General features: G+C 39.7%; 16 protein-coding genes. 13 read left to right on the forward strand and 3 right to left on the reverse strand.

Features of this window, described 5'->3' with window-relative positions:
• Positions 1-40: 40 nt before the first annotated feature.
• Positions 41-1,375 carry a serine hydrolase domain-containing protein gene (locus tag ACOKFD_RS02880; RefSeq protein ID WP_422859873.1) on the reverse strand — a complete coding sequence of 445 codons (1,335 nt, stop codon included), beginning with the start codon at positions 1,373-1,375 and terminating at the stop codon, positions 41-43.
• 50 nt (positions 1,376-1,425) lie between these two features.
• Here ACOKFD_RS02880 and ACOKFD_RS02885 point away from each other — a divergent pair, with 50 nt between their 5' ends.
• From ACOKFD_RS02885 to ACOKFD_RS02900, 4 genes are all read left to right on the forward strand, one after another.
• Positions 1,426-2,298, forward strand: coding sequence for a pirin family protein (locus ACOKFD_RS02885; protein ID WP_422859874.1), 873 nt, complete (start codon positions 1,426-1,428; stop codon positions 2,296-2,298).
• 78 nt (positions 2,299-2,376) lie between these two features.
• On the forward strand, positions 2,377-2,748 hold the full coding sequence (locus ACOKFD_RS02890) for a 3D domain-containing protein (protein WP_422859875.1): 372 nt from the start codon (positions 2,377-2,379) through the stop codon (positions 2,746-2,748).
• A gap of 3 nt (positions 2,749-2,751) precedes the next feature.
• Positions 2,752-3,411: a peptidoglycan recognition protein family protein gene (locus tag ACOKFD_RS02895; protein WP_422859876.1), complete on the forward strand. Its 660-nt coding sequence runs from the start codon at positions 2,752-2,754 to the stop codon at positions 3,409-3,411.
• A gap of 3 nt (positions 3,412-3,414) precedes the next feature.
• Positions 3,415-4,881 (forward strand): M14 family zinc carboxypeptidase, encoded by a 1,467-nt coding sequence (locus ACOKFD_RS02900; protein ID WP_422859877.1) that lies wholly within the window; start codon positions 3,415-3,417, stop codon positions 4,879-4,881.
• Here ACOKFD_RS02900 and ACOKFD_RS02905 read toward each other — a convergent pair.
• Together ACOKFD_RS02905 and ACOKFD_RS02910 are read right to left on the reverse strand one after the other, a co-directional pair.
• Positions 4,878-5,045: a hypothetical protein gene (locus ACOKFD_RS02905; protein ID WP_298998765.1), complete on the reverse strand. Its 168-nt coding sequence runs from the start codon at positions 5,043-5,045 to the stop codon at positions 4,878-4,880. The genes ACOKFD_RS02900 and ACOKFD_RS02905 overlap by 4 nt on opposite strands.
• A gap of 118 nt (positions 5,046-5,163) precedes the next feature.
• On the reverse strand, positions 5,164-6,252 hold the full coding sequence (locus tag ACOKFD_RS02910; RefSeq protein ID WP_422859878.1) for a vWA domain-containing protein: 1,089 nt from the start codon (positions 6,250-6,252) through the stop codon (positions 5,164-5,166).
• Between the two features lie 180 nt (positions 6,253-6,432).
• Here ACOKFD_RS02910 and ACOKFD_RS02915 point away from each other — a divergent pair, with 180 nt between their 5' ends.
• Genes ACOKFD_RS02915 through ACOKFD_RS02955 form a run of 9 tightly spaced genes read left to right on the forward strand, consistent with a single transcriptional unit; the run spans position 6,433 to position 14,955 of the window.
• Positions 6,433-6,894, forward strand: a complete 462-nt coding sequence (locus tag ACOKFD_RS02915) for a (2Fe-2S)-binding protein (protein ID WP_422859879.1) — start codon at positions 6,433-6,435, stop codon at positions 6,892-6,894.
• Positions 6,895-6,923: 29 nt separating this feature from the next.
• Complete coding sequence (locus tag ACOKFD_RS02920) at positions 6,924-9,158, forward strand: molybdopterin cofactor-binding domain-containing protein (protein WP_422859880.1); 2,235 nt, start codon at positions 6,924-6,926, stop codon at positions 9,156-9,158.
• A 4-nt stretch (positions 9,159-9,162) separates the two neighbouring features.
• Positions 9,163-9,417: a MoaD/ThiS family protein gene (locus ACOKFD_RS02925; RefSeq protein ID WP_422859881.1), complete on the forward strand. Its 255-nt coding sequence runs from the start codon at positions 9,163-9,165 to the stop codon at positions 9,415-9,417.
• 35 nt (positions 9,418-9,452) lie between these two features.
• On the forward strand, positions 9,453-10,439 hold the full coding sequence (moaA, locus tag ACOKFD_RS02930; protein WP_422859882.1) for a GTP 3',8-cyclase MoaA: 987 nt from the start codon (positions 9,453-9,455) through the stop codon (positions 10,437-10,439).
• 17 nt (positions 10,440-10,456) lie between these two features.
• Entirely contained in the window at positions 10,457-11,062 is a 606-nt protein-coding gene (locus ACOKFD_RS02935; RefSeq protein WP_422859883.1) for an NTP transferase domain-containing protein, read from the forward strand.
• Positions 11,055-12,116 (forward strand): ThiF family adenylyltransferase, encoded by a 1,062-nt coding sequence (locus ACOKFD_RS02940; RefSeq protein WP_422859884.1) that lies wholly within the window; start codon positions 11,055-11,057, stop codon positions 12,114-12,116. The genes ACOKFD_RS02935 and ACOKFD_RS02940 overlap by 8 nt, the downstream gene beginning before the upstream one ends.
• Positions 12,117-12,149: 33 nt before the next feature.
• The gene (locus tag ACOKFD_RS02945) at positions 12,150-13,346 is read left to right on the forward strand and encodes a molybdopterin molybdotransferase MoeA (RefSeq protein ID WP_422859885.1); all 1,197 of its coding nucleotides are present in this window, start codon (positions 12,150-12,152) and stop codon (positions 13,344-13,346) included.
• A 1-nt stretch (position 13,347) separates the two neighbouring features.
• Positions 13,348-14,352, forward strand: a complete 1,005-nt coding sequence (locus tag ACOKFD_RS02950) for an XdhC family protein (protein ID WP_422859886.1) — start codon at positions 13,348-13,350, stop codon at positions 14,350-14,352.
• Between the two features lie 3 nt (positions 14,353-14,355).
• Complete coding sequence (locus tag ACOKFD_RS02955; RefSeq protein WP_422859887.1) at positions 14,356-14,955, forward strand: nucleotidyltransferase family protein; 600 nt, start codon at positions 14,356-14,358, stop codon at positions 14,953-14,955.
• Positions 14,956-15,023: the final 68 nt, after the last annotated feature.

The following is a 15,023-nucleotide window of genomic DNA, read 5'->3' on the forward strand; positions in this document are numbered from 1 at the left end:
TCTATGTGGTTTTCGGGCTATTTTAAGACATTTAGCCTATTTATTTAAGGGATTTTATCACTTCAGAGAGAAAACCATTAACGTCAAAATCGGGTCTTTCTGCCAAACCGGTACGTACAACTACCAAATCTTTCGAGGGGATTATAAATACATGCTGACCTTGAAATCCGTTACATGAGAACAGATCTCTGGGAACATCAGGATATATGCCTTCGGAGTTTAGCCAAAAATGAGCACCATAGGTACCATCTGAGTCTTGTGTCACCTTAGTGATATAATCCACCCATGAAGAATCAAAAACCTGTTCTCCGTTCCAAACCCCTTTATCCAAGTACAATTGTCCAAAACGGGCCCAATCCCTTGTAGTGGCCCAAGCATAGGACGAACCCACATAATTGCCTTTTACATCAGCTTCCAAAATCATGGAATGCATACCTATCTTATCAATCAAATTCTTGTAAGGGAAATCCAAATACTCTTGATGACTTCGAAACTGTTGCCGTAAAATGCCAGAAAGTAAATTTGTAGTGCCCGAAGAGTAATTCCAGACTTCTGTGGGTTGAGCTATCAATTCTTTTTCCTTTTGTGCGATGGTCATATCATCTTCCAAAAACAGCATTCGTGTCACATCTGAAATTTTGGAATAATCCTCTTCCCATTCCAACCCACTTTGCATACGCAACAAATGATTCAATGTAATTGTCCTCCTTTCGTCATCTTTCCATTCGGGAATTGGGGCTGGCCAATCCATTTCCAGTTTTCCTTGATGTTCCAAAATTCCATAGCAAGTGGCCAGTAGACTCTTTGTCATGGACCAGCCCAATATCTTAGTGTCTTTGGTAAATCCTTCGCTATAGTGTTCACCTAAAAGGTATCCCTTGTATAAAACCGCAACGGTACGGGTCTTTTGTACTTCCGGATTTGAAAAAGCCAATGCAATGGCCTTATTCAACTGGTCGTAATCCACTTCTGGAAGTAGTGTGTCCTTCGCATCTAAATGTCCATAAGGATATGGTTTTTCAATTTGGTTAAAATTACGTTTGGGTTGTAAATAGTTTTTATCTTCATCAAAATCAGAATCAACTAGAACACTTCCTAAACCCTTACGGTCAATAGCTTTGCGATTCATCAATCCATAAACAGAAGCAGTAGCAGTAGCATTTTTTGAATCTAGAGAGACTTCGGCCAATTCCACCAAAGGCATTTTTAAGTCATTATTTACAATGGAGGAAGAATCCCGTTCTGCCAGGTAGGTTGCGGAAGCCATGTATTTTGAAGCATAGCCACTGATGATGTTAAGCTTGGAGTAATTTAGATAAACAACTATAGCGATGACAACCAATAGCACAAGGAGTATTCTTTTTACGTATTTCATGGATTAAGATTTGTTGTAACTTTCAGAAACTAAATATAAAAATTTACTGCATGTCCAACCTAGGAATGATCATTGAAGAGAGGAGTCGGGATATTGGCGACTTTTTAGTAGGCCGTTTAATTCCCTTTCGTAAAAAGCGTATGATAGGTCCTTTTATCTTCATTGATCATATGGGACCTACCCAGTTGGGTCCAAAAAAATACATGGATGTGGACCAACACCCCCATATTGGATTGTCAACGTTGACCTATATGCTTGAAGGTGAGATTATGCACGAGGATAGTATAGGGACCAAACAACGAATTAGTCCTGGTTCAGTGAACTGGATGACCGCAGGGAAAGGAGTAAGTCATACTGAACGCACTCCAGTAGACATGCGAAACGGAAAAGTCTTTACGGCCCATGGATATCAAATTTGGATTGCGCTACCAAAAGAACTTGAGGATATTGAGCCGGAATTTCATCATACTCCCGCTAAGGACCTCCCTAAGTGGCAAGATGATAGTGCGCAATTTACTTTAGTGGCTGGTGAGGGCTACGGGAAAAAATCCCCGGTTCCTGTATATTCACCACTTTTTATGATTGAGATAAAAAATCAAGATGAATATATTCTTGATGTTCAAGATGATTTAAAAGGTGAAATTGGAATATGTATTGTGGAAGGTGGTATTACTGCCTGCGGACAAGACTTGGGAAAAGGGAATATTTTAGTTTCAAAAGTTGAAGATACCTGCAAAGTCATTTTACAACCAAAATCCCACCTTTTACTTTTTGGAGGTGAAGCATTTTCTGAGGAGAGACATATTTATTGGAACTTTGTTTCAAGCCGCAAAGAAAAAATCGAAAATGCAAAAAATGCATGGAAAGATAGGTCTTTCCCAATGATGGAAAATGATTCAAGCTATGTCCCCTTGCCTAAATGATTCAAATTGTAGTACATTTAATCTGATTTGAAAAAGCTGCTGCTCATATTGCCTTTTATAGTTTCGTGTCAAGAAAAAGTGAAGGTTGAAACCCCAAAGTTTGAATGGCGTTCTTTGGAAGTCACTGCTTCTGCATACAACTCAGTATCTTGGCAGACCAAAGCAGAAAATCCAAATATAGCAGCATGGGGGGATACCTTGAAACCCGGTATGAAAAGCATTGCTGTATCTCGTGATTTGATAAAAATGGGATTAGGTCACAATACCATGGTGAAAATTGGAACTTTACCAGATACCTTTTATGTCAAGGACAAAATGAATCGTAGATGGCGAAACAGAATTGATATTTATATGGGGGTAGATGTGAAAAAGGCAAGAGAATGGGGAAAACAAAAAATCGACATTTGTTTTGCAATACCTTTGGATACCATTTCAACACTAAACCGGTAGAATATGCGGCGTTGTTTTTATGTTCTCTTTTTGATTTCCTTGCTGAGCGGATGTGCCGTTAAAAAAGAAATAGTGGATAAACCTATTATTTTTAATGACCAGCGCATACAACTTACCAAGGAATATTTGGAACAACGTTATAATCTCAGCCAAGAGACTCCCACAATAGTGCCTAAGATGATAGTACTGCACTGGACCGCTATTCCCACATTAGATAGGTCATTCAATGCATTTGTAAACCCGACTTTGCCCAATTGGAGGCCAGATATTGAAAGTGTTAGCGGACTTAATGTATCATCTCATTTTTTGGTTGACCAAAATGGCACAATCTACAGGCTTATGCCGGAAACAACCATGGCAAGGCACGTTATTGGACTAAATCATTGTGCCATTGGAGTTGAAAATGTGGGTGGAACGGAAGAAACCCCTTTAACTCGAAAGCAATTAAAAGCGAACATCTGGTTGGTGAATTATCTGGCCACTAAATATGATATTGAATATGTAATTGGTCATCATGAGTATACGGATTTTGAAAATCACCCCCTTTGGTTGGAGGTAGATGATGGCTACCGAACAACAAAGACAGACCCTGGTCCTGATTTTATGCAAAAAGTACGAAACGCTACCAAGGCATTTAATTTTAAACCCCTTCCAACAAAATAATTAATGAAGCCTTTTGTAATATTCATCGCATTCTTGTTTTTCTTTTCTATCTCAAACGCTCAGGATAATATTACCTCCAGACTTTATGATACGTATTCCAACTACAAAGAACCTTCTCTAACTAAAAGGCGAATAAAACATAGACAAATTCAACCTTTGATTCAACGATTCGCGGACAATTCTAAATTTAAAGTACGAAAGGTGGGAGAGTCTATTCAAGGAAGGGATTTGCATTTAATCAGCGTTGGTTCTGGTGAAGAAGACATATTTCTGTGGTCTCAAATGCATGGGGACGAGCCTACTGCCACACAAGCAATTTTTGACATATTAAATTTTTTGGATGCACCTGAGTTTAAAAAGGAAAAAGAGGAAATTTTGGCCAAAACCAAACTTCATTTTTTGCCTATGCTCAATCCTGATGGGGCAGAGGTATACCAGCGAAGAAATGCTTTGGGCGTAGACATTAATCGAGATGCACTGCGATTACAATCTCCTGAAAGTCGTGTTTTGAAAAGAATTCGTGACAGTTTGGATGCTGATTTTGGTTTTAACCTACACGACCAAAGCACCTATTATAATGCCAAATTAACGGACAAGCCAGCTACTATTTCTTATTTGGCTACCGCCTACAATTACGAAAAAGATATTAACGAAACTCGGGCAAATGCGATGAAAGTCATTGTGTTCATGAACGATATTATTCAAAAATATGCACCAGGTCAAGTGGGTAGATATAGTGATGAGTTTGAACCACGGGCTTTTGGTGACAACATCTCCAAATGGGGAACGAGTTTGATTTTGATTGAATCCGGGGGCTATACCAATGACGTGGAGAAGCAAGAGATTCGAAAGCTAAACTATGTTTCAATTCTATCAGCGATTTATACCATTGCTCAAGGTAGTTATAAAGACATTTCTATTGCAGATTACGAGAAAATACCAAGAAACGACAGGAAGCTTTTCGACCTTAAGATTGAAAATGTGACATACAACCTTTTAGGTAAAGATTATATTTTAGATTTAGGTATTTATCGCAGAGAAGTGGACATTGAGGGCCATGAAGACTTTTATTATAAAAGTACCATTGTGGATCAAGGAGATTTATCAACCTATTATGGGTACGAAACTCTTGATGCTTCCGGATATAGCATCGTTGCACCAAAAGTTTCTCAAGAAACTTTGAAAACCAATTCAGCTGGAATTTGGACAGATAAAACTAATCCGTGGAAATCCGGTTATGCTTTCATGAAGTCTGAGTTTTTGCCTCCTGTGCCTTTTTTGAACTTTCCAATTCATATGGTCTCTGAAAACTTTAGTTTACCAGAATTTAGAATTCTTCCAGGGATTAATCCTACCTTTTTTCTAGAAAAAGAAGGTGAAATCACACATGCAGTAATCAATGGATTCATTTTGGATTTGTCCAAACCGCTAGAAGACCAAAAATTTGGTAATGCCTTGATTTATCGTTAGTATCCAAATTGGATATTCATTTCACTTCCATAACGAAGCAAAACGACCAACATTCCAAAAAGGGTACAAACGATTGAGGCAAAAATGGAAAGCACCAACGCTTTTAATCCTTTGTCCAAAGCACCTGCGGCACTTCCTTCAATTATTTCTTTAATTACATCCATGGCTTTTTTTTTGAGTTAAACTTCCGTATTGTAGTTTAGGATGTAAGAGGTTTGTCGTTTACATATAAAACAACTTTCGAGCCAGAAACCCTACTTCATGAATGTTAGAGGATTTTATCTATTCACAACCGCCTATAAAGCCATCAGCCCTAAATTTGGTTTGTACAGCTCCTTGAAGACCACCCTCGGTTAGTTGAATGACCAGATTGTTCTCTCCACTGCCATCTCGTTTTGGGGTGCAATATTCAAACAGATAAAAGCTGTTTGCTTGTTCAGATACGCGTTGTGATATTTGATTGAATGTAGCTTCAAGCTCTTCTTTGTTTCCAGCAAAGACACTGGCGGTTTTACCGATGTCACTCAAGACATCAACATCAATCTCAGCACCTAAACCGATGGTGAAAAAGGAAATATTTGGATTGGCTTCATTCACTGCACGCAGAGCATCTTGTTCCCTAAAGCGTGATGCTTGGTCGGTACCGTCCGTAAACAAAACCACGGAAGCCGCGCGAACAATGGAACTTTCATTGTTTTGTTCCACTAAATCTTCTGCAATATCAGTGGACTTGATTACCGCACCATACAAATCCGTTGAAGGATCACTGCTTATATCCTCAGTTATTCCATTGATTGAGGCGGTAAGCTCTTCAGTTGAAGAAGTCAACGGATTGAGCAAGTGTAATTCATCTTCGCCGTCAAACCAATAGATGGCCATTTGAAATGACTCTGTTTCTGGGGAAGGGATTACATTTTCCACGAAGCTACTTGCCGCAGTTTTAAGCTCTTCTAGACTTCCCTGCAAAACACTATTGCTCAAATCAAGGACTAAAAGAGTACTATTATTGAATACTTGCGAATTAGGCGAAATTCTGGCTAAAGATTCCGAAGCGGATATGGTATTGAAGCAATCGTCGTTTCTTCCCTGTTCGTAAATGGTAAATTGGTCTGCTGTAAGTCCGGAAATAGGATTTCCATTAGTATCGGAAACCTTAAAAAGTATGGACACTTTTCCAGGAAGCGATGTTGCTTGATTTTGTATGGACAACAAAAGTTCGTTTTCTTCAAAACCCAAACAATCATCTGGATTTTCTCCTTGACCCAATTCTCTTTGATTGATGTCAAAATTGACGTCGTCATCGGCGTTGCCGCAAGAAATAAACAAGAGTAACGAAACTACAAGGAATAGCGAGGTAATGAGGTTTTTCATTTTCTTTTAAGCTTTGTTCTACTTGCTCAACGTCAAATTCCTAGGTAAAGTGTGTGTGATTTTTAATATTGAATTAAAGAAAAGTTAAAATAGAGGAGCTCTTGTTAAAAAAAAAGCTATCCATCCAATTTTTGGTAACTTCAAGGACAATTCTTTTGAAAACACTCAATTCAAAAAACTATGCCAACGTATCAATTAAAAGTAAACGGAACTTCAAAAACTGTTGATGTTTCTGAAGACACTCCCGTATTATGGGTATTACGTGACCATTTGGAGCTTGTGGGAACAAAGTATGGTTGTGGAATAGGGCAGTGCGGTGCTTGTACCATCCATGTAGATGGAACAGCTATGCGAAGTTGCTCTTTAACGCTTTCCCAAGTAGACGGAAAATCAATTACAACCATAGAGGGTCTATCAGAGGACGGTTCCCATCCTGTACAAGAAGCTTGGAAAGAAGTTGATGTACCTCAGTGCGGTTACTGTCAGGCTGGACAGATTATGACCGCGTCAGCCTTTTTGGAAAGCAATCCGAATCCTACTGAGGAGGAGGTTAAAAATGCCATGCACGGAAATATTTGTCGCTGTGCATCCTATACTCGAATCAAAACTGCAGTGATGAAAGCTGCCGAGAACATGGGATAACAATTCCCATTCACTTCTAAAACGAAAAAATGTCATCAAATAAAACAAACGCTCTAAGCAGAAGAGCATTCCTTAGGAATTCTTCATTGGCAGGAGGAGGAATGATTATAGGTTTTAATCTCCTTAATTCCTGCAAACCAAAAGTAATAGCTGAACCAGCCATCGACCTTGCCAGCCTGGATTATAATGATTTCAACGCTTTTATAAAAATTGCGGACAATGGTGCCGTGACCATATTTTCGCCAAATCCTGAAATTGGTCAGGGTGTCAAAACCTCCATGCCAATGATTATTGCAGAAGAGCTGGATGTGGCTTGGAAAGATGTATATGTTGAACAAGGAATACTGGATACTGAAAACTACACACGGCAGGTGGCTGGGGGGAGCCAATCCATTCGCCAAGGTTGGGATGCCCTTAGACAGACCGGTGCAAAGGCCAGACATATGTTGGTAAGTGCAGCAGCGGCAAGATGGGGCGTAGACCCTTCCGAATGTTCGGTAAGCGATGGCGTAATTACCAACGCCGCAGGAGAAACTTTGGGATATGGAGACGTTGTAAATGAAGCTGCTCAATTGGAAGTTCCCGAAGAAGTAGAATTAAAGAAGCCCAAGGATTATAAAATCATGGGTAAAAATGCAGGTAATGTTGATATTCATAAAATAGCCACCGGACAACCCTTATTTGGATTGGATTACAAAGCGGATGGTATGGTATATGCCGCTGTGGTAAGGCCTCCGAGTTTTGGACATAAGCTGGTTTCTTTTGATGATACAGAGGCCAGAAACATGCCTGGGGTAATTGATATTGTTACCATAGGTGAAAAAGTACGCAGCTTGTTGGCTGAAGACCCTAGTTTTTCGAGCAAAATATCTTCTAGTGACAAGGTGGTGGTAATAGCGAAAACCACTTGGCAAGCTTTCAAAGCAAAAGATGCCATTAAAGCTACTTGGGAAGAAGAAACTCCTATGGAAAGTACAGAGCAACATAACAAGATTCTAACGGATTTATTGGATGGCAATAAATTCAACACCATGCGTTCAGATGGAAATATAAAAAAGGCTTTTGCGGAAGCGGACCAAGTTTTGGAGCGTACGTATGAATCACCTTTCCTTCCACACAACTGCATGGAACCCATGAATTTCTATGCGAATGTAACTCCTGAAAAAGTTCATTTGGTAGGACCGATTCAGACTCCAGCGTGGAAGGCCGGTTTGGTAGCCAAAATGTTGGGCAGGGATGAAAAGGACATTCTCTTGGAAATGACTCGTATGGGCGGTGGTTTTGGCAGAAGACTTTATGGTGATTTTGTAATCGAAGCTGCAGAAATATCCCAAACTATAAACAAGCCCGTCAAAGTGGTTTATACTCGAGAAGATGACATGGAAGATGGAATCTACCGAATGGCAATTAAGTATAGGATAAAAGCAGGAATTAAAGATGGGAAAGTAACCGCCTACCATTTGAAAGAAGCAGCGGTAAACGATAATATGTATGGGCTTATTCCCAACTTCTTCCCTGCGGGAGCGATAGAAAATTATCAAGTTGATGTAGCCAATTATAAAAGCAACATTACTACTGGTGCATGGCGTGCTCCATATACCAACTTTTTGGCTTTTGCAGAACAAAGTTTCTTTGACGAGTTAGCCGAAATGATGGAGGTGGATAAAATTCAGTTTCGTTTGGATTTATTGGATAAGGTGAAGCCAGAAGATGACGAGCGAATCCAATATTCTCCAGACCGAATGAAAGAGGTCATCAAAATGGCTGTTGAGAAATCAGGATGGGGTACAAAACCCAGCAACGTATACCAAGGATTTGTAAACTACTACTGCCATAATACCCATGTTGCAGAAGTTGCAGATGTGGAGATTGAAAATGGAAATCCCGTAGTCAAGAAAATTACTTGCGTTGTGGATTGTGGTATTGTTGTTAATCCACTAGGAGCTATGAATCAGATTGAAGGCGGGGTAATTGATGGGGTAGGACACTCTATGTTTGGAGAATTGGCCTTTGTTGATGGAAAACCCACGGCCAACAATTTTGACCGATATCGCATGATTCGAATGAAAGAAGCGCCGGTAGTGGAAACCTATTTAATGGAAAACGAACATTCACCAACTGGTTTAGGAGAACCCACGCTGCCTCCAGCAGGGGGAGCCGTAGCCAATGCCCTAAAAGCAGCTACCGGAAATAGACTTTATATCCAACCATTTACCAAAACACCAGAATTGTTAAAAGTTCCAGAGAAGGAGATTATTGGTTGATATTATGACGATACTTTTATTTGGGGTGACCAAAGATATTGTAGGAAGTCCCACCTTATCGGTCCCCACCACTTCCGTTACGGGAAAAAAAATCCCTAATACAGTAAAGGAGTTAAAACGGTTTTTAGGAGATGCCTATCCAGAATTGAACAAGTTATCCTCATTGGCAGTAGCAGTGAACAACGCATATGCAGACGATGAGCAAAGAATCAATTCTTATGATGAAATTGCCTTAATTCCACCAGTTAGTGGAGGATAATAAGTTGGTTTTGTATCTTTCAAGCGGATTGTATTATGGCGTTAATCGATAATCACGGAAGAAAAGTAAATTACCTGCGTTTGGCGGTCACCGACCGTTGTAACCTGCGTTGCAATTATTGCATGCCAGCAGAAGGTATAAACTTTGTCAAAAACGATAGGTTGTTAAGTATTCCTGAATTAGAAAGGGTTAGTAAAGCCCTTGTGAATCTGGGAATTGATAAAATAAGGATAACAGGAGGTGAACCTTTTGTACGTAAGGATTTGATGGTTTTGTTACGCAGTTTATCCAAAATGGAAGTTCTGAACGACATTTCTGTAACGACAAATGCTACACTAATTGGCCCTTATATTGATGAATTGAAGGAATTGGGAATTCGCAACATCAATGTGAGCCTCGATTCAATCAACAGGGAGACTTTTGAGCGTATTACGCGAAGAAAACAATTCGATACGGTTCACAATAATCTTATTCGATTAATTACCGAAGGTTTTAATGTCCGTATCAATTTTATTGTTTTGGATGGCCAAAACGAGCAGGATATTCTTCCCATTCTAGACGTGATGAAACACTATAAGGTTTCTGTTCGATTTCTGGAAGAAATGCCTTTTAACGGAGGTTCCAAGAATTTTTCAACCATAAAATGGAATTATAAAGCCATTTTGGACCATATTGCTACCAAATATGAGTTTGAAAAATTAGTTTCACCTGCCACATCAACCTCAATCAATTACCAAATCAAAGGGCACCAAAGTACTTTCGGAATTATTCCTTCCTTTAGCAGAACCTTTTGCGGCACCTGTAACCGACTACGCGTTACCGCGACTGGAGATGTCATTACCTGTCTATATGGTAAACCTAAAGCAAATCTGAGGGATATTGTAAGGGCAAACGAAAAGGATGACGAAATGAACTCCGTGATTTTGAATACTATAGGTTCCAGAGCAAAAACGGGGTTCGAAGCACAAGATGAACACGTTAAAACCATTTTTGATAACTCCATGACTTCCATTGGAGGTTGATTCAAATCCAGAAACCTATGAGTAATACACCCAAGCTTTATGGATTGGTTTTGGGCGGTGGGAGAAGCATTCGCATGGGTTCGGAAAAACGTCTTCTCAAATATCACGGAAGTGAACAACAAGCTCGCATGTATAATTTATTGGAGCAGGTTTGCGAAGCTTCTTATTTAAGCATCAGACAAGACCAGGTTTCATTGAATGAGGATAAATTCAAAATCATCATCGACGAAAATAGGTATAAAGGCCCGTTTAATGGCATCTTGAGTGCCCATGCAGCCTATCCTAAGGTTGCTTGGCTGGTATTGGCCTGCGATTTACCATTTATGGATAAAGAATCTCTTAAAACTCTGATAGCTAAAAGAAACTCTCTAAAAAGTGCTACTGCCATGGCCACAAAAAAGACAGATATCCCAGAACCTTTAGTTACAATTTGGGAACCAAAAGGACTGGAAAAGGCAAAGGAGTTTCTGGAAGTATCAAAGAATTCAGGTCCCACCGAGTTTTTACGAAACTCAGAAATTGATAAAGTATATCCAAGTACAGATGATGTTCTTTTCAACGCCAACTCTCAAGCAGATTTTGAACAAGTTAAATCCCATTTGAACGCATTGCAAGATGGATAGGTATACCCGACAAACCAGTTTATCCGATTTCGGACAGGCAGGACAGCAAAAATTGTCCGAAGCTAGGGTTTTGGTAGTCGGATTAGGAGGTTTGGGACTACCAGCGCTACAATATTTAAATGCCATGGGTGTAGGAACCCTGGGATTGGTAGACCAAGATATTGTAGATTATCATAATTTACAGCGTCAGATACTTTATAGCGAAAAGGACGTAGGAAAATCAAAATTGAACGCTACGCGTAACAAACTGCAATCACAGAATTCGGAGACGAATTTCATTCTGCATGATACGTTTTTAACTAGGAACAATGCCTTGGAAATTATCAGGCAATACGACCTTGTTCTTGATGCCACGGACAATTTTCCCACTAGATATTTGATAAACGATGCTTGCGTTATCTTAAACAAGCCCTTTGTTTATGGAGCACTTCACGAGTTTGAAGGCCATGTTAGCGTTTTTAATTATCAAGGTGGGCCAACTTACCGTTGTCTCTACCCAGAGATGCCGACAGCGGAAGAGATTCCCAATTGTGATGAAAATGGAGTTTTGGGTGTAATCCCTGGTATCATTGGAAACCTACAGGCATTGGAAGTAATAAAAGTGGTCACGGGAATAGGAAATGTGCTTTCGGGCAAATTATTGGTGTTTGATGGGTTACATCAAAACTATCTAAAGATAGCATTCAAAACTCATCCTGAGAATCTGGCAATAAAGGAACTTAGAGAGAGCTATGAGTCTTCGGATTGCAGTATTATAAATTCTATATCGGCCCAAGAATTTTCTCAAAAACGATTAAATAGGAGTCAGATAGTTTTAGATGTTAGAACATCAAAAGAGTTTGAACATAATCACCTAGCAGAAGCTATAAATGTTCCCTTGCAAGAATTGGATTTGCCCCTTAATCTTATAGAGTCCAAAGCACCCATTTATGTAATTTGTCAATCGGGGAAAAGAAGCGAACTCGCCATAGAGCAGCTTCAAAAAGAACATCCAGAATTGACTTTTTGTAATATCTTGGGTGGCATGAATCAGCTTTCAATTCTTACACAATAATCAGCTTATCCCTTTTAACCAACATCTAACATTATGATTTCTTTTGATTCGGCCTTGGAATTTGTTCTAAAAGATAAACAGGAGTTTGGTACTGAGACAGTTCCTTTCTCCGATGCTTACAGTCGTGTTTTGGCAGAATCGGTTCTTGCCGATAGGGATTTTCCACCCTTTAATAGGTCGACCAGAGATGGAATTGCAGTTAGTTCCACGGCGCTAAACGAAGGAATGACAAAGTTCAAGATTGCAGGTATTGCTCAAGCAGGCGCACCTCAATTGAATTTGGAAAATCATATGGCTTGTATTGAAATCATGACGGGTGCCATGGTTCCTAAAAATGCGGATACTGTCATCATGTATGAAGATTTGGAAAGAGTAGGGGATACTTTCCAATTACTAGAGAAGGTGAAACCAGGACAAAACATCCACTACCAAGCAAGCGATTTTGAAAAGGGTACCACACTCCTAAATCCTGGCATAAAAATCACCGCCTCCGAAATTGGGGTATTGGCATCTGTAGGAAAACACGAAGTTTTGGTAAAAGTCAATCCCAAAGTCGCTGTGGTTTCCACAGGCGATGAACTTGTCGATGTAGACAAAGAGCCTTTGCCTTTTCAAATACGGAAGTCGAACAGTTACTCCTTACAAGCCTTATTAGAAAAAGAAGGAATAACAGCAGATGTTTTTCATCTGGTGGATGACAAAGAAATCCTTGAAAAGAAACTTGCGGAGCAAATTGAGAAGAAAGATGTACTCATTTTAAGTGGAGGAGTTTCCAAAGGAAAATATGATTACCTACCTGAGATTTTGGACAAATTGGGAGTTGAAAAAGAATTCCATAGGGTTTTGCAACGCCCCGGAAAGCCTTTTTGGTTTGGAATACACCATATCCATAAGACGTTCATTTTTGCTTTCCCCGGTAATCCCGTATCCACTTTCGTGAACTATCATGTCTATTTTAAACCTTGGCTTAACAAAACTTTAGGAGCAAAGAACCCAGTATTTACAGTACTTTTAAAGGAATCTATGGAAAACTCAACGGACCTTACTTTTTTTAAAGGTGTTAAAGTAGCTTTCGTAAATGGTACACTTGTGGCTCAAGAGGTAAAAACTACAGGTTCTGGGGATGTAATTGGGCTTACCAACATCGATGGTTTTGTTCAACTCTCACCTAAAGATGTAGTGAAGAAGGGAGCTAAGGTCCCATTTATTCCAACAAGAAGCCTAATATAATATGACACACGAACTTAAAAGCATACTAATTGGGTATAAAGCAGCAAAAGCTGAGGGGATTCAATCCGTTTTGGCAACTGTTGTAGCTTTGGATGGTTCCTCATACCGTCGCCCGGGAGTTCGGATGTTATTGTTGGAAAATGGGAAAATGATTGGAGCGGTAAGTGGGGGATGTGTGGAAAAAGAGGTGTTACGACAAGCTGAATCTGTTTTTCAAAAGGGTATCCCAAAAGTAATGGTCTACGATGGAAGGTATCGATTGGGCTGCGAAGGTATTTTATACATTTTACTGGAACCATTTCAACCTAATGCTCAATTTTTGGAAGTGTTTTGGGAAACGATGAAGTATAGAAAGCCTTTCTTAATTAAATCCTTTTTTCAAAAAGACCATTCCGAAAATAGGGGTTATGGTTCTTCTTTTTTGTTTGAAGGGAATGAACTAGCATTGAACTCTACTTTGGTGAAATCGGATATGGAAGTCTTTGAACAAAAGCTTTCTCCATGCTTCCAACTCATCATAATCGGAGCCGAGCACGATGCTGTGCAATTATGTCAACTTGCAAGTCTCATGGGATGGGAAGTAACCATAGTATCCAATCCCCGTGAAGAAAAAACGGCAAATCATTTTCCAGGGGTTCATACCTTTCTTCAGCAGGAACCGGAAAATCTAGAAATACCATTGGATGAAGAAACCGCCGTGGTTTTGATGACCCATAGTTTTGTGAAAGACTTGGGCTACCTTTTGGCGCTTAAGGATAAGAACTGTGCCTATTTAGGGCTCTTGGGGCCTATGCGTAGACGGGAAAAGCTTTTTGATGAATTGTTGGAAAGACACCCAGACATTGCAGAGGATTTTCTGGATTCAATTCATGGACCAGCGGGTATTGATATTGGCGCTGAAACACCTCAAGAAATATCGATTTCCATTATTTCTGAAATTTTAGCTCGAGTTAGACAGACAGAGCCAATGCTTCTCAAAGAAAAGTTGGGTAAAATCCACAGTTGATTTATGGCAAAAGTTATTAGTGCATTAATCCTGGCGGCAGGTGCCTCTAAAAGAATGCCCAATAAGATTAAGCAAATACTGCCTTGGGGTGACACTACGCTTTTAGGGAATACAATACATCAAGTCCGTCCATTGGTCAATGCTGTCCATGTTGTCCTAGGGGCTTATGCTAACGAAATCCTACCTTTGTTACCGAAACAGGCGGTTAGTCATATAAATCCCAATTGGGAAAGTGGAATGGGCACTTCAATAGCATATGGAGTAAGTGAGATGCTTAAAAATGAAAAGGTTCCTGACGCTATGCTGATTTTGGTTCCAGACCAACCGTTAATGGATGCCATGCATTTCGCTAAGCTAAAAGAAACATATTTGGAAAATGAAAGTGTAAACCTCGTAGCAACCCATTACGGAAACCAAAGACATGGGGTTCCTGCAATTTTTGACCATTCGCTCTTTCTAGAACTTCAAAGCTTAAGCAAGGATTTCGGGGCCAAAAAGATCATTCAAAACCATTTGTCTGTAGGAAGACTTATTCCAGGAAACGGAAAAGAAATTGATGTGGACACCATGGAATCTTACAATAGATTAATCCAAGAAATGTAAAAGTATGTAGATGGCATTCCGATATGAGCAAGTTTAAGATATGGTAAAAAAGGTAGTTCTATTTCTCT

Origin of the sequence: Flagellimonas ulvae (genome assembly GCF_049333175.1) — a bacterium.
Lineage (GTDB): Bacteria > Bacteroidota > Bacteroidia > Flavobacteriales > Flavobacteriaceae > Flagellimonas.